Consider the following 20,449-nt stretch of genomic DNA (forward strand, 5'->3'; position numbering starts at 1 on the left):
CGCCAACGCTGGGTGACGCACCTGGGCCATATCGATGGCGGCTGCCTCTCCGTCGATGCCTGGGTGCGGATGGAACCGCAGCCACCGGCACACGGCAGCGTGGTGAACACGCGCCAGCCCGTGGCCTGCGCCACGGTATGCCTTAACCGCCCCATTGACTGGCGTTATCAGCTGATTCCGTTGCGGGTGATGCACCAACTGGCACAGCAAGCCGGAGTTCAATGGAGCAAGTCCCCCGATGACGATCCCGACATGAGGCTTCCTGACGGGCTGCAAGCCATTGCGGCAAAGCTTCTCGCCGAACAGTCTCTGGACCCTGATGAAGAAGCCATGCTTGTACGTGGGTATCTACATCAATCCGCCAACTGGAACATCACCAACGACAACGTGCACGAAGGCGACGATGGCACGGTGCCGCATCACAAAGGCGGCCGCTCCATCAATCTGTTGTACGTCAACCGTCCGCAACCTCCCGCGAAAGATGGCGGAGTCAGTCAACGCAAAGTGTTGCGCAATGAAAATCGCTGACGTGCTCAAGCGCCTGCTGCCATGGCTCGCGTTGTTCCTCGCAGGCTGTGCGCTGACACAAAGCACTCCCCGCAACGGCCTGCCCTACGACAGTTGGTATCTGGGATTCCGGGCACCAGCACGCATGGAGGTATGGCTGGAAACAGCGGATATCGAAGATACGCAGGGGCGGATTTTCGTGGGCATGATGCAAGGCATCGTGGCACTGGCATATCGAGGTGATCCAGTAGGCTGGGGCCCCCGAATAAGTTCGGGAGCAGGCCGTGATATCTACAACGCAGGCTTGCCCAAGCGTATCTATGTGCGCTGGCAATCGCTGGTGGAACCACAGACATATCGGGCGATCATCGAAATACCGGAACAAGCGCGCCAAATGATGTTGACCAAGGTGCAATCGGTGTTGCGCGCGGACGACTACGAATACCAGAGTGACCTGAGCATTGGTTTGGCACCAGGTGGTTGGATCAAGGTATGGGTGAAGAGTCCCGCCAGTCGAGCAGTGGAAGTGCTTTGCATGCGCGCCCAAATCGAACCGAAGGGCCCCTATCAAGGGCATTACAACGGTGAGTACGTGAGATTGAATCCCGAGATCCATGATTACCTGAAAACCCACACCATCCCCTACGACTCCTGGAAATGCCCGGGCATGTAACCGCACACCATGGAGATCATCGACACGCACCTGTATGCCGTCGAAAAGCCAGTGGAGCAAAACGGCAGCCTGTATATGCCGTTCCCTGGCAACACCCGGGCCTACCAGCTTGCCGACGCCGAACGCCAACGCTGGGTGGCGCACCTGGGCCATATCGATGGCGGCTGCCTCTCCGTCGATGCCTGGGTGCGGATGGAACCGCAGCCACCCGCACACGGCAGCGTAGTGAACACGCGCCAGCCCGTGGCTTACGCCACGGTATGCCTTAACCGCCCCATCGACTGGCGTTATCAGCTGATTCCGTTGCGGGTGATGCACAAGCTGGCGCGAGAAGCAGGCGTGTCTTTCAAGCCGGTGCCTGACGATAAACATCACCGCTTGCCTGCGAAATTGCAGGTGATTGCTGCCAAGCTGCTGGACGGCCAGCCACTCCATCAAGACGAAGAGGCCATGTTGGCCAGGGATTATTTGCATCAATCCGCCAATTGGAATCTCGCCGACGGCAGCGTGCACGAAGGCGACGATGGCACGGCGCCGCATCACAAAGGCGGCCGGTCCATCAATCTGTTGTACGTCAACCGTCCGCAGCCTCCCGCGAAAGATGGCGGAGTCAGCCAACGCAAAGTGTTGCGCAATGAAAATCACTGACGTGCCCAAGCGCCTGTTGCCATGGCTGACGCTGTGGCTCGCAGGATGCGCACTGACACAAAGCACTCCCCGCAACGGCCTGCCCTACGACAGTTGGTATCTGGGCTTCCAGGCACCTGCACGCATGGAGGTATGGCTGGAAACAGCCGATATCGAAGACACACAGGGAAAAATTTTGGTCGGCATGATGCAGGGCACCGTCGCACTGGCATACCACGACAATCCGGAAGGATGGGGAGACAGGATTCCTTCTGGCAAAGGCCGTGATATCTACAACGCAGGCTTACCCAAGCGCATCTACGTGCGCTGGCAATCGCTAGTTGAGCCACAGACGTATCACGCCATCATCGATATACCAGACCAGGCGCGTCGCATCATGCTGACCGACATCCCTCCCGACAAGCCTGGAGGCCTAAGCGGAACGCGGCGTTTTCTGAGCATTGGCCTCGCGCCCGGAGGCTGGATCAAGGCGTGGCTCTTGGGGCCGGGTAGCCCGCCGGTGGAAGTGCTTTGCATGCGTGCCCAAATCGAACCGAAAGGCCCCTATCAAGGGCATTACAACGGTGAGTACGTGAGATTGAATCCCGAGATCCAGGATTACCTCAAAACCCACACCATCCCCTACGACTCCTGGAAATGCCCGGGCATGTAACCGCACACCATGGAGATCATCGACACGCACCTGCACACCGTCGAAAAGCCAGTGGAGCAAAACGGCAGCCTGTATTTGCCATTCCCTGGCAACACCCGGGCCTACCAGCTTGCCGACGCCGAACGCCAACGCTGGGTGACGCACCTGGGCCATATCGATGGCGGCTGCCTCTCCGTCGATGCCTGGGTGCGGATGGAACCGCAGCCACCGGCACACGGCAGCGTGGTGAACACGCGCCAGCCCGTGGCCTGCGCCACGGTATGCCTTAACCGCCCCATTGACTGGCGTTATCAGCTGATTCCGTTGCGGGTGATGCACAAGCTGGCGCGAGAAGCAGGCGTGTCTTTCAAGCCGGTGCCTGACGATAAACATCACCGCTTGCCCGCGAAATTGCAGGTGATTGCTGCCAAGCTGCTGGACGGCCAGCCACTCCATCAAGACGAAGAGGCCATGTTGGCCAGGGATTATTTGCATCAATCCGCCAATTGGAATCTCGCCGACGGCAGCGTGCACGAAGGCGACGATGGCACGGCGCCGCATCACAAAGGCGGCCGCTCCATCAATCTGTTGTACGTCAACCGTCTGGACAAAAATGGACCGGAAGTAGTTAAACGCACCTAACTACCCCCGGTCCATTTTTGCGCGTTGGGTAGGGACAGCGTGCCGGTTTTTTTGGGAAGAGAACGCAGGCCACCATGTGGCGAGCCGTTTCGGTCCATCGCCAGGAGGGCCAAACAGCAGCGAGTAGTTGCCATGTCCGCAACCCGAAGCGGGCACGAGCTCACGCCGATGTCATACGCATGGCTCTATATCGAATTTGCCCTTGCTATCGCATCGAGGCGACATCGTTTCGCCAGATATCGCATGCCATTGCCTCACGGACTGTGGAAGAATCGCGACTATTCAGGGGAAATCCAAAGGCGGGTTATGAGTCGCATCCGGGTGACAGGTTTGCTGGTGACCGCGTTACTGGCGGCAAGTCCGTTGGCTCAGGCAGCCGGATTCGATTGCAGCCGTGCCAAAGCAGGCGTGGAGCAACTCATCTGCAATAACGACCAGCTGTCGCAACTCGATGAACAGCTGACCCAATCCTTTGCTCAAGCTCGTGCCCGCGCCGGGCAGCATCTTGATGCCTTGTTGCGCGATCAACGCAACTGGCTCACCGAGCGCGACGCGGCGGTGTTGAAAAGTCCCGGCTTGGACGGCCTGGGCTCCCACGTCTACCAGGATCGTATCCTCTTTCTCGACCACTTGTTCCGTGATCCGAAAATAACGTCACCACTGCTGGCGGCCATCGGCGCGCATATGGCAGCTGAGCCGTCGGCTACCAAAGGAACGGGGCTATTCGTTACTTGGTGGCCATACCTTGGCGGCAGCGGAAAGGTTTTCAACATGGGGACAGAAGTAGAACTCGATCATGCAAAATCGCTCCCCTTCGATTCCAACGACGTACTGAAGCTGTCCAACGTTTTCAACAGCGTACAAACCGACACCCCTAACATCATCCTGCTGGACACTGCGCATTTCGGCGGTGCTTACGCCCATGAGGGCAGCGATCAGGATAGCGTGTGGCAATTGTTCAGTTGGCACGATCACGCCCTGCAGGCCATCGATCTTCCGAACGTGTTCAACCCCACTACCTCTGGAGATGACGGCAAGCTCGCTACTTACCAGGGCAAGGTTTACGCTGTGCTTATCGACGACCTGGGGCTGGCGACAAGCAACATTACGGCCCAACCCTACCTGGGTGACCACTGGGGTGATCCGCTGCGCCTGCAATTGCGTTACGACACTTATCTGTTGCCACCGGTTTCCTTCTGCAACGAGAAGGATTGCACTGGGCTCTTGGCGCTGGGCAACCAGATCATCAATCGCTACAACCAGACCCATGACAGCGACGCCTTGAACGCCGATCTTACTGCAGACCTGCAAGCGAAATTCGCCACGATGCGATTACAAGCGGAAAAGCAAGCAAATCACCTTTTATACAAACTACCGAATTTCAATAACAAGCCTAACTATGTCGAAGGTGATACATCCTTCCTGGTGTTTGACGAAAGCACCTTCGTTCCCGTGCAGTGGCACGGGGAAGTGCTGCTAGCCAGAATCGGCACCCGGGCGTACGGTCTGTATAGCACCGAGGATCTTTTGCTGGCCATCTGGCGCTGGGATGGCCGAACCTTTACGCCTGTGCTTGGCATGTTCAGACCCAAGCGACGTGGGGACTTTGTACTGGATGCGTGGCTTCCGCCGGATCTTCATACGCCGCACTAACTGAGCTCCGGTGGCAGCGCGTAGGTTGGGTTAGCGCAGCGTAACCCAACGATGTTTGTCGCTCCGGCCGAATTCCGTTGGGTTACGCTGCGCTAACCCAACCTACGCCGGCCCCTGCTTTCAGGTGTCCGTGAAATCGGAACTACTCCAAGTTCACTTCTTAAGTGAACCTGACCTTTGGGGCGCCGATCAGCCCCCGGTTTGACCAGATCTATCAGCTACGGGATGCTGCGGCTTGGGAGTATTGCCCGGCGAGGTAGTTGCGGGTGCCGACTTGTCGGCGTCAGCGGGAGATTTGTTCGGCGTACTGTCTGAGTTGTCGTCGGCTGCTTTGGATTGTCCTCGGGAGTACACAATGGCTTTATTGCCTTCGCACTGACCGACCACCTTGCCTCCGCTCTTATCTGCCTGATCAGCAGCCACCACATCCAAGCTGTAATTGCTCACACCATTCGCTTTGATTTTTGCGTCGATGTCGGATTTCACGGCATCGCAAGAGGCATGGGCGAACAGCGGCAACGTCATCAATGTTAACGCGGCGATAAACATACGAGGCTTCATGGTTCTTCCTTGTTGGTTGGTTTCAATAGCTGATAGCGGACATTCAACGTCTGGTTCAAGCGGCTTTGACAGGCGTCCGATTGGATGAGTAGTTAGAGAGCACAAACTTTCGCAAGCTATAAACGACAAACGCCGTAACGGGAAAAGCAACAAAGTACCAACACGTGGGGGCTAGCCTTATTACGTCAAGGAGCCCACCCAAGTCAAAGCTAATTGTGGCAACCCCGAAGATCAGACCGAATGGCACCGGAACAATGGTTATTGTGGCCGGGCCCCTACCTAGCGTGAACAACAGTGTGGCACAGGTGACCAAGACAATTGTTCGCGTCAAGGCGAATCGAGCATCAGAGCTTAAGCGCCGGCACGAGGGCGTCCGCTAGCCGATATGAAGGAGATCCTGGAAGATCCCATTGGAGCCGATTATCAGTGCGAGCTGATTAACCATGCTTCCGACTGACAAACCTCTTTTGTTTCTCACGAACGTAGTTGTCAATCCGTACAACGGCTGCCATGGCCTTTTCCTTCAATACATTGGGGTCTCCGTCGCTGCCTGACTGCGCGTTGGCGGGAAGATCAAAAACCATATGCTCGTACTGTGCCTCGGGCTGTCCGTGACCGAAAGGGGCAGGTGTTCCGAGCAGGCGAACGTACATGTCCATGCCCACTTCCAGTTCGTGGACGCAGCCTAGCAATGCATCTGTCAGTTTCGTGATTTCGTCACCCCATAGCGCTTCGGCTTCAGTTCGTATCGACTGCAATTGAACTACTGATTCACGCACCGGCTTAAATCTTTTCTCAAACATATGCAGATGCGCATTCCGGCTTTCTGTAACGTTCGCCGTATCCGATACATAGCCTGGAGGAAACTCGCTTTCCAGGATCACCCATCGGCGCGCGCTGTTGAAGCAATCCCGGGTGTTGAAAGTCGCTATCAGGAGGCGGCGCCCCACGTCCAAGTCTGTTTTGGCCCATTCAAGCGCGCGCCACTGTGAAAAACCACGTAAGCCTGCATAAACGGCGAGCAATATCCCTGCTGCAATGACCACGTCTTTTACGACCGCTGTCGTCCCAGGCCAATCGATTGCACAAGATATGGCAGGCAACTTTGCGATGATCATTTGCAACCTCCCTCTCTGAGCCCGAGAAGCTTAGGAGCAAGCAACGCTGAAGCAGGGTGCTTAGTGGCCGATGTCCTAACCGTTTGGTAAGCGAGGGCATCTGATCCCGTGTTTGGGAAGCCCTGGTGCCGTGGCGGGGGCCCGCCACATACGTGGGATGACCGACACCCAACCCACACTCCTTTGCCGGGATGCGCTTCCCTATGGGCGCGGCTCAAATCCCGCCTTTCGCCAAGCTTACGTGTTCACGTGCCTCGTGGTGCCCTCTGATGCCCTCGTATTTGTGGGTATCTCACAGGGTATGACATCCGATGTTTGGTACTCGAATAGCAATGTAAAAAACTGGTTAGATTGCTTATGTAGCCTGGGTTATGTCGCTTTAGGTCGAAAGCGAACACGCCAACCAGATGCTACCGGGGCAGCGCCGGTTGCGACTGCTGACTCTGGCTCTTCGCTATTGCCATGACCTGCTCAATCGCGTCGATGACAATTTGCGGCCGATCCAGCTGAATAAAGTGTCCCGTTTTCGACACAATCTCGTTTACCCCATGGGTCGACATGGCGGCGACTTCGTTGTGCATCTGCTCCCATACCAAGGTGCGTTGGTCCCTGATTTCCTGGGTTTCGTCTTTGGCTTTGGGGTATGGAGCGTGAGTCAACACGATGATCGGCATGTCGCCGAAATCGCGCCGCGTTGCTCTCGTTTCGTCCGCGCTCTTATAGAAGATATTTTCCCGCTCGGATAATGCGGCGCTCTGCCAGCTGGCTGTCGACCACACACGTGTCGCCGCGTCATTGATGGCCTGGCTCATATACGGGTCGGGCTCGGGAACGCATTTCTTATAGGCCTCCGTGCCTTTGACGAAGCCATGCTTCGCTTCATCGACGCACAGTCGCTGCTCCTTCAGCGAGGCCTCCCATTCGGCGTAGCCGTTCCAGTTGGGCGGACCAATTTTCCATTCACGCTGTGACTGGTCCTCATGTGACGGGTCGATCAGTACCAGACCGACCACCTCTTTGGGGTAGCGGTCTGCAAAGACACGCACGTTCATGCCGGCGGACGAGTGGCCAACAAGGATGTAAGGTGGCGCTATATGTGCCGCTTGAAGTAGCCGGTGCAGATCGTCCGCGATATTCAGCGTTGTACCGGGGCGAGTTGCCGGATCACTAAAGCCAAGCCCGGCTCGGTCGTACGAACACGTCCGCGTTTTTACTGCAATGGCGGGTTGCACCAGCCCCCAGGTGCTGGTCGATTCACCAAGACCCGCATCGAATACAACCGTTGGCGCGCCGGATCCACGGCAGTAGATATTCAATCTTCGTCCATGGTCTATGTCGACGAGATGCTGAGGTTTCGTATAAACCGGATCGGTAACCAAGGGACTCTTTGGTGCCTCTTGTCCATGGCTTTGAACAGCCGCAGTCAAACCCAACACCATGATCGCCATCACGGCGAAGCATCTAGACATAGTTCCCCCGGTTGGTCGAAACCCCTGACTAAGCGATGGGGTTTCGCATTTCGTTGCGCCCCTGCCCTAGCTTAATTGAAGTCGGGCCAACGTCGTGATGGGTCGGAGGTGCGCATTCTGCGCTCTCCGGACTCCGATACGTGGCGGTCACTATTTGGGCGTTTTCTCGCAAGAGACGGCGGACAAGAAGTCCTCAATGTGAGCCATGAACTCATCATGCGATTCGATATTTATAAGGTGTCCCCCAGGAATCATCTTGAGTACCGATCCCTTGATTCCTTTAATGAGTTGTCCAGCGTCACTCCGGGGCGCAAGACGATCTTCATCGCCACACACGACTAACGTTGGCATGCGAATCTTTGAAAGCTCCGCACGGCCGTCAAAGGCCAGCTGCGCATCGAGCAAGCGAAGCCAGTCTTCTCGCGATTGCTCAGCGGATTGATCTTCCGGGTAGACCTTATAGGGTGCCGCACGCGGATCGGATAGAAACTTTTCGGAAAACAACCATGGCAGCACCAGCTCATACAGCTGCTTAGCCGTGGCACCCGCTCGATAGACTGAGCCAACCGCCTTCAGAAAGAGGCTCGCCTGTTGATTGGTCGTTGCAAATGTTGCTGCCAGGACGAGGCTTTTAACGCGATGCGGAGCCGCCACCGCGAGCGCCTGGGCAACCAGTCCTCCCATCGAGAATCCAATGACGTGAGCCGACGAAATCCCGGCGTGGTCCAGCACGGAAATGACATCGTTCGCGAGGTCTTCGATGGAAAACGGCCCGGTGCTCCCTGCGGATTGTCCTGAACCTCGAAGGTCGATGGCCAAAACCCTGAAGCGCTCGCCGAGCGCTTTTTGCTCTGCCTCCCAAAACCCGCTATCGCCCCCAAGGCCATGGATGAGTATGACGGCGTCTAGCGCGGCCGCCGGGCTTTGTTCGGTCCAGTGAATACCTGATTTGGACGTGTACGCAGTTGGCATGCCTTCTCTCGTGACTTTCAGAGTAATGGTTGTTGCGGCACAAAATTTCCTTCTCGTCCAAGCATGCCATTGAACGGTGGGGTCACACGCTGAACGACCAATGTCTTATCGCGCAAGCCTCCCCTTCAATGGCTTCATAACGGCAAGAAGGAGTGCGATTTGAAAAGTTGGCCAACGCGCGGTGGCGAATGATTCAACGCGGCACCCGACAGCGCGGCAACGCTGCCGGACGCCTGACCAAGCAACCGCCCATGTAGGAGGCGCCAATGGATAAGCACAGCTTAACAATTCGCGGGAATATGTCCCGCGCACCCTTGGACATCCGTTCGGCTGGCTACAAGCCGCAAGAACAAATCAACCACCTTACTTGGCTGCAAATTGCATGTGGCCTTGTTGCGTGGACCGTGTTCCTGACAGGCGCACTTGCTCTATGCCTAAACGCCAGCGACGGCCTTGCCCAGACGGGTGTCGAATGAAAAGGTATCCGACCTTTTATCGAATCATCGAGCTCGCCCTATGCATGAGCGGAACAACTTTGCGTGTCGGCTCGGCTAGCTTTGATCACTTCGACTGCGGATCAACGCGCGAAGTACCATGATGACCACGCCCACCCACGCATTCATCACGCCGCGCCATATTCGCGCCGATGGCACGAAGGAAACCCTCACGACACGGCGCGTTCCCTACAAGTGCATGCAACCCATGGGCAATATACGTCGTGTCAGATCGCAAACGCTCACGTATCACATGGTGCAGATCGATGGACGATGGCAGCACGTTGTGTACCGACCGTCACACCCTGGCGTGCCCTACATCATCACGAACAACAAACGCGAGTTCATTTCGTTTGATGGCGTGGACTTTGGCGACGTTGATGGAGACGCGTAATTCGCTTTCCAAAATGGGGATGCGGCAGGGCCGATCGTCGACCGATCGAACGCCTGCATCACATCCCCCGAATCCGATCAGTTGGTGACGACCTGGAACGGAACCGAGCAGGTGGCCACTTGCGGGTAGTAGCCAACGCCTGGGCAGTAGTAATAAACCCGCCCAGTCGGTTGCGGCGGTGCTGCGGGGTCCACCTGCTGAACGGGTTGCGGTGGCGCACCAGGGTCTACCTGCTCAACGGGTTGAGGTGGTGCACCGGGGTCTACCTGTCCAACCGGTTGGGGTGGCCCCGGGGGGTATGCCTGCTCGACAGGTGGGGGCGGTGCGCCTGGGTCTACCGGCTCGACGGTTTGAACCTCTTCGACCGGTTCCTCGTAAACCACGTCAGACACAAAAACCGGATAGGGATAAACCGGCTGGTCATAGAAATACCAGGCGCCACCCACAAACCACCACCATCCCCAGCGTCCATTGTGAAACTCATGGCGCCAGCCACCGCCGCGCCACATGGCCTGGTCCGCGGGTGAGAAATGCGCAAAATCGTGACCCTCGAAATGATGGAAATTTCCGGGAAGGCGGACCGGACCGGGGCCTAGCGGGCGTGCATAAGCGCCCGCGCCGACGGGGCCATGCGGATAGGCCTGAGGGGGCACGTGGTTGCCATATTGCCCTGGGGCGTACTGTGGGTGGCCGGCTTGCCAGGCAGGCCGTGCGGGTGCCGCTTGTTTTTGACCGCCCTGCTCGTGCTGGGGAGGTTGATCTTGCGCCAAGACAGCAGTGGCCGGCATGGCTGCCAACAACGCAATACAAAGTAGTTTCCGCACAAAGATTCCCCAGTGGCTAAAAGACGTTCGCGTGAATCATTGCTCGCGGATGGCTAGCGCCGCCTGAATGCTCGACTGCATCGCAAGGAAGTGCTGCCATGGTCTTTCAGCTCCGCCCGCGGTCCCGTTTGAACACCTGGTACGCGCCTCGGGTTTCGCCCGGCGCGGCCCCAACCGGGTGTCTGCTTTGAGCTGCGAACATTGGCTATCTTTGGGAAGAACAAGAAGCGACGCCCAGTGTTCGAACAGACATAGGGCGCACTGTCGATCCGCCTCAAGGACGCGTCCATGACTACGACCAGTGTTCCAGTTCAGAGCGCAATACCAGGCTACCAGGGGAGTGTCGTGCCGGTGCTCGTCATTGCCGTGCTCTTTGGCATAGCGCACATGCTGACCAACGGGCAGTACGGTTTTCACCGGGACGAATGGCAGTTCCTGAGCGATGCACAGCATCTGGATTGGGGCTTTGTGCCTTACCCACCTTTGACCGCTGCAGTGGAGCATCTGGGTCTGAAGATGTTTGGCCTGTCACTCGTGGGCCTGCGATTGTTTTCGGTGCTCGCGCAAGTGCTGGTGATTCTCGCCAGCGGCCTTATGGCTCGCGATTTGGGGGGCGGACGGATGGCGCAAACCTTTACGGCCATCGCCGTAGCGCTGTCGCCGTTGCCAATGTTCGAGGCAACGGAATTCCAGTATTCCTCATTCGACCTGCTGTGGTGGGTGCTGATCGCCTGGTGCGTGATTCGTCTGAGGCGTGACGATGAGCCACGCTGGTGGGTGGCGATTGGCATACTCGCCGGCCTTGGCCTGCAGACCAAGTATTCGATCGCGTTCGAGCTCGCCGGCGTGCTGGCGGGGGTGCTGTTCACCGACGCACGACGATATGTCACGAGTGGCTGGTTCTGGGTCGGTGGCGCCATCGCACTGCTTATATTTGCCCCCAACCTCGCCTGGCTGATCCGGCACGACTTCGTTTCCTACCATTTTCTGCAAGGCATCCATGCGCGCGACGTACATCTGGGGCGCACGGACGGCTTCCTGCGCGATCAGTTCCTGTTGAACGCCAACCTGTTCGCCGCGCCTGTCTGGCTGGCGGGTTTGTTGGCCTTCTTCAACGACCGCCGCTATCGCATGCTGGTCTGGATGTATGTGGTGCCGCTGCTGCTGTTCCTGCTTGCGAAGGGCCGCTTCTATTACATCTGTGGTGCTTACCCGATGCTTCTGGCCATGGGCTCCGTTGTGGGCGAGCAATGGCTGCGCACCCTGCGCCCTGCATGGCGGGTTGGAATTACCACACTGGTACTTACGGGCGTCTTCGCCATCGGCATCTATGCGACGCTTCGTATCGTACCCATCGCATCAAGCGGTCCGCTGCGAGACTTTGCACTCCAAAACAACGGCGACCTCCGCGAAGAAATCGGCTGGAACGAACTCGTCGCACACGTGGCAGCCATTCGTGATGCCTTGCCGGCCGAACAGCAGGCGAATCTTGGCATTGCCGTGGGCAACTATGGCGAGTACGGCGCCATCGCCCTGCTGGGCCGGCGCTATCACCTGCCCACACCGATCACGACGATCAACTCCGGATGGCTACGCGGCTATCCGCAGACGCCACCCACCACACTTATCGTGCTGGGCAATTCGCGCGAGGACGCCGATGCGCTTTTCACCGATTGCCGCGTCGCTGGCCACACGACCAACGCTTTGGGCCTGCTCAATGAGGAAAGCCGGGATCATCCCGATATCTTCGTGTGCGGTCCCGCGCGAAAGCCATGGAGCGAGCTTTGGAAGCGCGGGCCGGATTTTGGGTGAGTTGTTGCACAACTTGACAGACGGTTGAAGGGATACGCGCTGTTAGCGATGGTAGCTTTGGGTCGGAATAGGACCTAGACAATCATCCTTCTTTCCGCCGCAGGTGGTTGAACAGATGACGTAACAGCGCGAACCACAGAGAACCCTCAGGGCCGGAGGTAATAAGACACACTTGATTACCTCCGGCCCCTATCGGTATCCCGTCTACCAGTTGTAGGCAATCTTCCCGAACCAGTAACGGCCGTCGAACCCGAACGGTGAGAGCGACGAGTATTGCAGGCCCACGGACGCATCTTCATCACCGGCAATATTGGCCAGGATCACCTTGGTGGGATATTGGTTGAACAGGTTGTCGACACCCGCCGAGAAGGTCCACTGGCGCCAGTTGTAGGAAGCCGTAAGGTCGGTGATCCAACGTGCGGCATATTCCTGCCCGACCGAGGGAGCACCAAAGTCGTTGAGCGATTGCGGCGTATCGATGCTTATCTCGCTGACCTCGCCATAGCGGGTGAGATCGGCGTGCAGCTTGAAGTGGTGGTAGTTCCAGTCACCGCTGAGGACGTACTTGGTACGCGGCGTACCATCGGTGAGCAGCGCCTGGCTGTACGGACCGAACAGTGTCGGATCGGTGACTCCGTCGATGCTGATCCGGTTGTAATTACCGCTTACGCTGCCGACCAGATTGCCCCAGTTGCCCAGATCCTGGATGCCGTTGAGCACAACGTCGGCACCACGACTGGTGACGTTGGCTCCGTTGAGGAAGAACTGGATTTCGCTGTATTGCGGATAGTTGGGATTGGTATTGTCCATCTGGTCGCTGTAGACGATCTGATGGTTGACGTGGACCTGATATACGTCGATCGTGCTGTTGAAGTTGCTGCTGGGCTGCCACACGCTGCCCACCGAGACGTTGGTGGATTGCTCCGGGACCAGCGGCTTGGCGCCATAGGAGACGGCCAGCGGATTGTTCGGCGTCAAGGTGCCGACCTGGACCAGCTGCCCATTCTGCACCAGGGTCACGGTGGAGCTGTAATACATCTGCGCCAGCGATGGCGCGCGGAAGCCGTTGGACACTGTGCCACGCAACGCGAACGTATCGGTGAACTGATAACGCGCCGACAACTTGCCGGCTGCCACGCTGCCGATGCCATCGTTGTAGTCCTCGAAGCGACCTGCGGCGCCTACTGACAGCTTGTCGGTAAGGTCATTCTCCAGGTCGACATAGACAGCTCCGTTGTTGCGCGACCAGCTGCCGGAGAGATTGGGTGTGATGCCTGGCCATACCTGCGATCCGCCCGTATACACATCACCGGTGTTTGGATCGATGGTGTTGGGATTGAAGTACCAGGACGCGCTGTCGCCGGAGCCGATGTCGTAGGAATCCTGTTTGAACTCCACACCCCAGGCAAATGACAACGGGTTCTTCAGGAAGCCCAGGTCGAATTCACGGTTGGCGTCCAGATCCAGCGTGAAGAGCCGCGTGGTGTAACTGCCGGCATAAAACGATGTCGGCGAGTAACCGGTGGAGTAATACAGGTTGCTGTTGATCGAGTTCTGTACGTCGAATTGCAGATTGTTTTCGCCGTAGTTGGCGGAAAGATCCCAGTTCCAGCCTAAAGCCTTGCCACGCACTCCGAACACGCCTTGATAATCCCTGGTCGGGTTGACAATCTGCGGCAAGTATCCGTTCGGATAGACGGCAGGCACGTTGTTGTCGTAGTCGTTCCAGAAGCGCCAGAAGCCGTTGGACGTGACCCTGCGGTCGCTCAAATCGAGGAAGCCGTAGAGCTCGGCGTTGTTGTTCAAGTCGTATTGGAAATTGATGACGGCCTGGTAGATCTTCTGGGCCGGTTCGCCATAGCGCTCGTAGGGTGTCGGCGGCGGGTAGTTGGTACCAAAGATGACGGAAGGTGGATAGTTGTAGGTGGGGTCGGTATTGGCCGCCCGATTGGTGCTCATCACACTCTGGTAGTTGAAAGACAGGCGCAGCCATCCCGGCGCACTGGCGCCATTGCTGGCTTTGCCGAGCGGAATGGCCATGGAACCTTCCACCCCGTTATTGGCGCCATCACCTTTGTCCATGATGCCGCCGTAGGTGTCTATCTCGTTCTTGCCCGGCCCGGGTGCACCCTTGAGGATGATGTTGACCACGCCGGCGATGGCGTCGGAACCGTATTGCGCGGCAGCACCATCACGCAGCACCTCGATATGATCGATGGCTGACATCGGAATCGAGTTGAAATCCACCGGTGCCGAGCCGCGGCCGACGGCATAGTTGTAATTGACCAGTGCCGATGTGTGATAGCGCTTGCCGTTGACCAGCACCAACACGTCATCGGGCGACAGCCCGCGCAGCGTCGCGGGACGCAGGGCGTCGTTGCCGTCGGTGATGGCGGTGTGCGGGAAGTCCAGTGAGGGCAACAGGACGTTCAGCGCACTGGCCAGATCGGTTTGGCCTGTCGCCGCCAGATCCTGGGGCGAAATCACATCGACCGGCGACAGCGACTCGGCCACCGTGCGATCGGTGGTACGTGTACCTGTAACAATAACCTGCTGCAATTGCTGGACGTTCTTGTTGTTCTGCTGCGAGCTGCCATCCGGTGAGGCATTGTCCTGAGCGTAGAGTGATGAAGCAGCCAACCCCGCAAATACCATCGACAGCCATAATGCGTGACGCTTGCATGGCATGCCTTTTCTGCCAACGGTCATAAAGTCCCCTTTTTGATTTTATAGACGCAAAACCAAACACGCTGATGGAGTGACATACCCGTCAGCGCACCGGCACCCCCAGTGCCGATGTCTGTGCAATATGCCAAGAAGATTCGCGTGAGGTGTTGCGCGACGCAGCAAGGGTGCCGATGCTTGCGCTTAGCTGACGAAAATTTGTTCGACGATGCAAACGATGGGAGATGGCATGTGAGTGGCGAATGTGGTGAGAGCCAACATCGCATGCATGTCGATTTGCGCCTGTTCGGTGGTGGCTGCGCTCGCATCACAGGAGGCAAGCTCATTGACCGTCCAGCTCCACAACGCTCACGTCAAAAGCCTTGGACTAGCCAAGACAGACGGCGCAGTTCAATGATTAGTTGGGCCGCCGGCTGCGTAACAGCCCCTTGGACGCCAGAACAAACAACAGGACGCCTGCAACAAAGGCAGGCCATGCAAGATACGAAGCGACAGCCGGAAAATAGAGCGTCGCCAAGACTCCAGCCGCGAAGCCAATTAGAACTCTTGCGATGATGAACATCCATATTTCACCGCCGCTTAGGTTTTGAACACGCCGACGATTTCCTTCGAGCATCGCTCTTCCTTAGTCGAATGTTTCTAGCGCCTAATGTTTTAGCTGAGCGGCCGGAAACAGCTGGCTGGCGGCAAATGCACCAGATGCCACATAGTGAAAGACCCGCTATCAGGAGGCCGTTCGCTCTTCATCCTTGAGAGCGGTCATGACATGTTCAACCGCTTCTTCAAGTGAAAGGAAGCTATCGATCTTCTGTACGCAGTCGATGACGCACCATGTGCTTTCCATTCGATAGATGTATCTGGAGTGCCGCCATCCGGCAACACCTTCGCGATGAAAAGGACCCAGCGCGACGAATATGGAATGGCCCAAGGACCAATCCCTGGTCTGAGCGTGGAATCCGGCAGACTTAAGATTTTCGATTGCCTCCATCTCATTCATTGATTGCGTCCTCTCAATTCCATAGATGGCTGTTTGGCTACTACCTATTTCCGCTTCGCGTTGCGACTTCAGCCGTTCGATGCAACACACTATAAGCCCGCGCAAGCAGATGGAGCATTGCGTTAACCGGCTGAATCCGCAGTCGAAAGCGAACGTCAACCCCAATCAACCTGCTTACAGCCACCTCACGGTCTCGATGCGCCCCACGAAAAGGATCGGATGCGTTTCTCGGACACCGTGGATTTGAAAGGCACCCCTACCCTTTTCGAGATGGATCATAGTGTAACCCTGGCTCTTCACCGGGGCTTTTTCACCCACCAGATGGCGCGTTGTATCCATGCGCTTGCCTGCCTCGGGTTCCATTCGAAGGTCGCCACGCTTTCCGGCGGCATCGTGTATTCGAAGCGCGTCTGGCCCTCTTCGACCGAGACGCTGCGCGCAACCGCATTGCTGTTTGCCACCACCAGAACAATCGATCCGTCGGAGGCATTCTGGAATGCCACATTGTCGATGCCCTTGTCCTCGGTCGCGGTGGACCCTACCCGAACGGCGCCGGGCAAGACGAATTTGCTGAAGTGCGCGATTGCGTAGTATTCATCGTTGCGGCTTATCACTCCGGTACGCGAGTCGATCGTGATCATGCCCTTGCACAAGGCGCACCCGCCGAAATGGGGCCCGTGTTGCTCGTCGAGTACCAGGTTCCAGTACACGACACCGCGAGCCCACTGCCTGGTTCCGGTGATCAACAGGTTACGGGTAAACCAGAGCAGCTCGCCGTTTGCGGCCGATGCCCAATCGCCCCCGGAACACTCGCTGATGTAGACATCCTTTTGGGGATACGCGCGATGTACGCGACCCTGCGCATACTGGCTGCCTTCATAACAATGCCAGGCGACGCCATCGATATAGCGCGCGGCATTGGGGTCTGCCAGAACGCTCAATGGTTGTTCGGGATGGCTCCAGTTGTGATCCCATTCCAGAATCTGGGTTTTTTGCGGGCGAGCTGCCAATTTCGGGCCGAGATATTGGGAAACGATGCGCGCCCGCGTCGCTGCAGGCATTCCCATGCCCGGATAGGTGATCGGCTCGAAGGCGGGCTCGTTTTGCACGGTCAAGGCGAAAATGGGAATGCCGTAGCCGCGGTAAGCATCGAGATATTTGACGAGATAGTCCGCGTAAGTACTTTCATATTGTTCCAGCAGCTCACCGCTGATCAGGTTGTCACTGGTCTTCATCCACGCCGGCGCACTCCATGGCGAGGCGATGATGTGCAGGTCCGGATCGATGGAAAGGACCTCGCGCACCGTCGGTATCACGTCTTTCAAATTAGCCGTGACGTTGAAATGCGACAGTTGCGGGTCGACCTGGCCAAGGGGGACGTCGTCCAGGGTATACGGCTTCAACGAGAAATCCGACGCACCTATGGTCAGGCGCATCATGTTCAGACCGAGGTTGGGGGGCGGACCATACAGCTCGTGCAACAATTCGCGGCGGCGCAGCCAATTCAGCTTGTTCTGCAGCAACCATGCCGACGAATCCGTCATGGCCGCGCCGAATCCGACCATGGTTTGATATTTCTTGTTGACGTCGATGACCACATCGGCAGGTAACGTGCCGCGAGCGGTCATCTCAATATCGGGCTGCTGCGCCAGCTTCAGCCGGCGATCCTGCGTGCTCAGCCACAGCTGGACGGAGGGCAGGACCGACTGCGTCGAAACGGTAACTTCAGGCTTTACGGTGAACGTGAAGCGTGGCGCATACAGGGCAACCAGCGTAAGCAGGACGATTAGGGCGCTGACCGCCCAACTGGATTCCGACTTGCGCTCATTCATGGCACGTAACTAGCCCATCGCTCAGGTTGCAGTTACTTGGATCACGAAGCCGCAAGCTTTCGCAGAAAAGAGCGGCGTGCTTTTTCTACAGAAGAAACGCACGATGCCCGTTTCCTTTCTCAATGATGCGCAAAGTTGCATACGAACGGAAGGAAGACTACATAACACGCCGAGTATTGACTACTAGCCATGGTTCCAAGAACCGGCGTGCGTTCGCCTCGGATCGAGAGCGGACTTTGTAAGCGTAACAAGACGCCGGTGGGCCGTATCCGGCTTTTTTGAAGCCTCGACGTGCCGTAATAGTATTGGGATCTCTTTCATCCACGTGGCAGTGAGCCCACGGCTGCATACCGAGGTAACGCGAGCCGGGGTATCCCAATCATGGCGTGATCAGCCTGCGGAACCGAAGAGCTTGTGCATGATGAACCAGCGGCCATCGCAACGAAGCAGTGAAAGCACGTTGTAGTAGTGGTTGCCGAGAAAGTGCAGCTCTGCCGTGACCGTAGCCATGTCGCCGAGTACTTCGATGGACCGCGGCGCCATGGTGAACGGCTCGCCGGCGCTCGACGGACTCTGGCGCGAGCCCACCGCTTCGATGTATTGAGCTGCGGAACGCGAACGGAATGTCCCGGTGACCATGTCTTCGACCCGAGCATTGGGGTGAAACACCTCGCGAAGTCCCTGCGCGCTTCCTTCATGCACACTGCGTAGGTAATGGTCCACCAGATCGAGCACGGCCTGATCGTCGTTCATAGGTTCAACCTGCTGTCGGCGCCATCACATCCGTGCGTGATCCGGCCACCGTGCGAACGCGTGAGATAAGCTGCTTTGCATCGATGTAACCAGGCGCAAGACTGTAGAGCTTGTCGCCGTCTTCGAGCAGCAACGATGGAAAACTGGCAATACCCCAGCGCCGTGCTTGCAGGAAATCGCCACGCGTTTCATCCATCGCTTCTGCCGATTGCCAGACCTTGAGGAAATCATCGGGCGTCGTCGCATAACCCTGATCGGACAATGCACGGGCACCCACATCCGCCAGTACTTCGCCCTTCGTGATGTCCTGTCCGTCGACATAAAACGCGCGCTGGATGGCGCGAAGCACCTCAAGCTGGTCAGCGTCAGGAGCCAGTTGGCGGACGGTGACTACGGCGCGGCACGCGGGCTCGGTGTTGTAGACCAGATTGTCGTTGGCGAGGAACGCCTGGCGATTGAACGGCAGTCCGCTTGCTGCTTCGACGCGGTTCCAGTGCTCAAGACGCGCAACGCGCTGGTGCCTGGGCATCACCGATGTTTCGTCAGGGCGAAGGCCGCCTACGACCACTTGCAGCTCAAGCCCGGGGGCGGCCTGGCGCAGCTCTGTCACTTCCTTGCCGAAGCCATAGCACCAGGAACACATGGGGTCAGCGACCAGAATAAGTTTCATGCTCATTTTCTCGAACAGTGTCTCGACTGCCCTGGATCCCATGCGCGGGCACGGTGGACACCAGGAATGGATGGATGACTCGACGTCGAGGCGCACTGTATTCCTGCGTTCCAACGCGATAAATATGGTTCAATGCACTTCACTTGATACGTGGCGTAACGAATCATGCGGCGCCAATTTGATGATGTGCTGCTGGGGAGCATCGAGCTGTTTTGTCTGGCAGGTGAGCTAGGCAGTTTCACCGCAGCAGCAGCGGCCGCTGGCGTGACGCCTGCCGCGGTCAGCCGCTCGGTGGCACGCCTGGAGGAACGCATGGGCGTTCGCCTGTTCGTTCGGACCACCCGGCACATTCGCCTCACCGACGTGGGCCGCGCCTACTTCGAAGAGTGCCGGCAAGCGCTGAGCCAGCTGATCGATGCGGAACGCATGGCGACGGGCCAGCAGCTTCGGCCGGTCGGTACGCTGCGCGTCAGCGTACCGACCACATACGCCCACTACCGCCTATTGCCGTGGCTTCCGGAGTTTCGAGCGCGCCATCCAGAGGTGCGGCTGGATATCCACGTGAGCAACCGCAACGTTGATTTTTCCGACGAAGGCTACGACCTGGCGATTCGCGTTCGCGCCCCCGCCGATTCCGGCCTCATCGTTCGCCACCTTGAAGACGCGGAATTGGTCGTCGTGGCCACCCCCGCATACCTTGCTCGACGGGGCACACCCATGACGCTGGCGGATCTCGGCCAGCACGAGTGCATCCAGTTCGACCTTCCCAGCAGTGGCCGCCGGATTCCCTGGCTGTTCCGGGATCAGGGCAAGGAGATCGAAGTGACCGGCGACGGCGGCTATGTACTCTCCGAGGACGTGCTTGGCGGGGTCACGCTCGCCCGCCACGGTGCCGGCTTGTTCCAGACGTATCGCTTCATCGTTGAAGAAGATCTGCGCGAGGGTCGTCTGGTCACGGTGCTGCAGGCGTTCGGCGGCCGGTCCCGACCTTATAACCTGCTGTACCCACATAACCGCCACGTACCGCTGCGCGTGCGCAGCTTCATCGATTTTCTGGTGCAAAAAGTGGCCTGATACTGCCGTTGGCTGGCGCGGGCCGCGTGGTGGCCGAGCC

Annotated in this window: 20 protein-coding genes and 1 pseudogene; 10 read left to right on the forward strand and 11 right to left on the reverse strand. The window is 57.8% G+C overall.

Annotated features, from left to right (window positions below; genetic code table 11):
• The 6 genes and pseudogenes from ISP19_RS02290 to ISP19_RS02315 all read left to right on the forward strand — a co-directional run.
• Positions 1–528, forward strand: a pseudogene (locus ISP19_RS02290) (DUF2235 domain-containing protein); the annotation flags it as partial.
• Positions 515–1,180, forward strand: a complete 666-nt coding sequence (locus ISP19_RS02295) for a DUF2931 family protein (protein WP_204679310.1) — start codon at positions 515–517, stop codon at positions 1,178–1,180. The pseudogene ISP19_RS02290 and the gene ISP19_RS02295, both read left to right, overlap by 14 nt.
• Before the next feature lie 9 nt (positions 1,181–1,189).
• Positions 1,190–1,828 (forward strand): hypothetical protein, encoded by a 639-nt coding sequence (locus tag ISP19_RS02300; RefSeq protein WP_204679312.1) that lies wholly within the window; start codon positions 1,190–1,192, stop codon positions 1,826–1,828.
• A complete protein-coding gene (locus ISP19_RS02305; protein ID WP_204679314.1) occupies positions 1,815–2,480 on the forward strand; it encodes a DUF2931 family protein in 666 nt (221 codons plus the stop codon). The genes ISP19_RS02300 and ISP19_RS02305 overlap by 14 nt, the downstream gene beginning before the upstream one ends.
• Positions 2,481–2,489: 9 nt before the next feature.
• A complete protein-coding gene (locus ISP19_RS02310; protein ID WP_204679316.1) occupies positions 2,490–3,101 on the forward strand; it encodes a hypothetical protein in 612 nt (203 codons plus the stop codon).
• Positions 3,102–3,269: 168 nt separating this feature from the next.
• Complete coding sequence (locus tag ISP19_RS02315) at positions 3,270–4,754, forward strand: lysozyme inhibitor LprI family protein (protein ID WP_204679326.1); 1,485 nt, start codon at positions 3,270–3,272, stop codon at positions 4,752–4,754.
• 189 nt (positions 4,755–4,943) lie between these two features.
• Here the strand turns inward: ISP19_RS02315 and ISP19_RS02320 are convergent, their stop codons facing one another.
• The 4 genes from ISP19_RS02320 to ISP19_RS02335 form a co-directional block, all read right to left on the reverse strand.
• The gene (locus ISP19_RS02320) at positions 4,944–5,315 is read right to left on the reverse strand and encodes a DUF1161 domain-containing protein (protein ID WP_204679334.1); all 372 of its coding nucleotides are present in this window, start codon (positions 5,313–5,315) and stop codon (positions 4,944–4,946) included.
• A 437-nt stretch (positions 5,316–5,752) separates the two neighbouring features.
• Positions 5,753–6,433 carry a hypothetical protein gene (locus ISP19_RS02325; protein WP_204679336.1) on the reverse strand — a complete coding sequence of 227 codons (681 nt, stop codon included), beginning with the start codon at positions 6,431–6,433 and terminating at the stop codon, positions 5,753–5,755.
• Positions 6,434–6,843: 410 nt separating this feature from the next.
• Positions 6,844–7,881, reverse strand: a complete 1,038-nt coding sequence (locus ISP19_RS02330) for an alpha/beta hydrolase (protein ID WP_204679338.1) — start codon at positions 7,879–7,881, stop codon at positions 6,844–6,846.
• A 171-nt stretch (positions 7,882–8,052) separates the two neighbouring features.
• Positions 8,053–8,874 (reverse strand): alpha/beta fold hydrolase, encoded by an 822-nt coding sequence (locus ISP19_RS02335; RefSeq protein WP_204679340.1) that lies wholly within the window; start codon positions 8,872–8,874, stop codon positions 8,053–8,055.
• A 266-nt stretch (positions 8,875–9,140) separates the two neighbouring features.
• On the opposite strand from ISP19_RS02335, the gene ISP19_RS02340 reads away from it, so the two are divergent.
• The gene (locus tag ISP19_RS02340) at positions 9,141–9,350 is read left to right on the forward strand and encodes a hypothetical protein (RefSeq protein ID WP_204679342.1); all 210 of its coding nucleotides are present in this window, start codon (positions 9,141–9,143) and stop codon (positions 9,348–9,350) included.
• Positions 9,351–9,468: 118 nt separating this feature from the next.
• A complete protein-coding gene (locus tag ISP19_RS02345; protein ID WP_204679344.1) occupies positions 9,469–9,762 on the forward strand; it encodes a hypothetical protein in 294 nt (97 codons plus the stop codon).
• Positions 9,763–9,839: 77 nt separating this feature from the next.
• Here ISP19_RS02345 and ISP19_RS02350 read toward each other — a convergent pair whose 3' ends face one another.
• A complete protein-coding gene (locus tag ISP19_RS02350; RefSeq protein ID WP_204679346.1) occupies positions 9,840–10,415 on the reverse strand; it encodes a hypothetical protein in 576 nt (191 codons plus the stop codon).
• Positions 10,416–10,874: 459 nt separating this feature from the next.
• Here ISP19_RS02350 and ISP19_RS02355 point away from each other — a divergent pair, with 459 nt between their 5' ends.
• Positions 10,875–12,398: a glycosyltransferase family 39 protein gene (locus tag ISP19_RS02355; RefSeq protein WP_204679348.1), complete on the forward strand. Its 1,524-nt coding sequence runs from the start codon at positions 10,875–10,877 to the stop codon at positions 12,396–12,398.
• 204 nt (positions 12,399–12,602) lie between these two features.
• Here ISP19_RS02355 and ISP19_RS02360 read toward each other — a convergent pair whose 3' ends face one another.
• The 6 genes from ISP19_RS02360 to ISP19_RS02385 form a co-directional block, all read right to left on the reverse strand.
• A complete protein-coding gene (locus ISP19_RS02360; RefSeq protein WP_239556411.1) occupies positions 12,603–15,107 on the reverse strand; it encodes a TonB-dependent receptor plug domain-containing protein in 2,505 nt (834 codons plus the stop codon).
• Positions 15,108–15,480: 373 nt separating this feature from the next.
• Positions 15,481–15,699, reverse strand: a complete 219-nt coding sequence (locus ISP19_RS02365; RefSeq protein WP_204679350.1) for a hypothetical protein — start codon at positions 15,697–15,699, stop codon at positions 15,481–15,483.
• Positions 15,700–15,807: 108 nt separating this feature from the next.
• A complete protein-coding gene (locus ISP19_RS02370; protein WP_204679351.1) occupies positions 15,808–16,080 on the reverse strand; it encodes a hypothetical protein in 273 nt (90 codons plus the stop codon).
• Positions 16,081–16,376: 296 nt separating this feature from the next.
• Positions 16,377–17,912: a glycoside hydrolase family 30 protein gene (locus ISP19_RS02375; protein ID WP_204679353.1), complete on the reverse strand. Its 1,536-nt coding sequence runs from the start codon at positions 17,910–17,912 to the stop codon at positions 16,377–16,379.
• A 390-nt stretch (positions 17,913–18,302) separates the two neighbouring features.
• The gene (locus tag ISP19_RS02380; RefSeq protein WP_204679355.1) at positions 18,303–18,665 is read right to left on the reverse strand and encodes a nuclear transport factor 2 family protein; all 363 of its coding nucleotides are present in this window, start codon (positions 18,663–18,665) and stop codon (positions 18,303–18,305) included.
• Between the two features lie 4 nt (positions 18,666–18,669).
• A complete protein-coding gene (locus ISP19_RS02385; RefSeq protein WP_204679357.1) occupies positions 18,670–19,335 on the reverse strand; it encodes a DsbA family protein in 666 nt (221 codons plus the stop codon).
• Positions 19,336–19,500: 165 nt separating this feature from the next.
• On the opposite strand from ISP19_RS02385, the gene ISP19_RS02390 reads away from it, so the two are divergent.
• Positions 19,501–20,409 (forward strand): LysR family transcriptional regulator, encoded by a 909-nt coding sequence (locus ISP19_RS02390; protein WP_204679359.1) that lies wholly within the window; start codon positions 19,501–19,503, stop codon positions 20,407–20,409.
• Positions 20,410–20,449: the final 40 nt, after the last annotated feature.

The organism is Dyella flava (genome assembly GCF_016904955.1).
GTDB classification, from domain to species: Bacteria; Pseudomonadota; Gammaproteobacteria; order Xanthomonadales; family Rhodanobacteraceae; genus Dyella_B; species Dyella_B flava.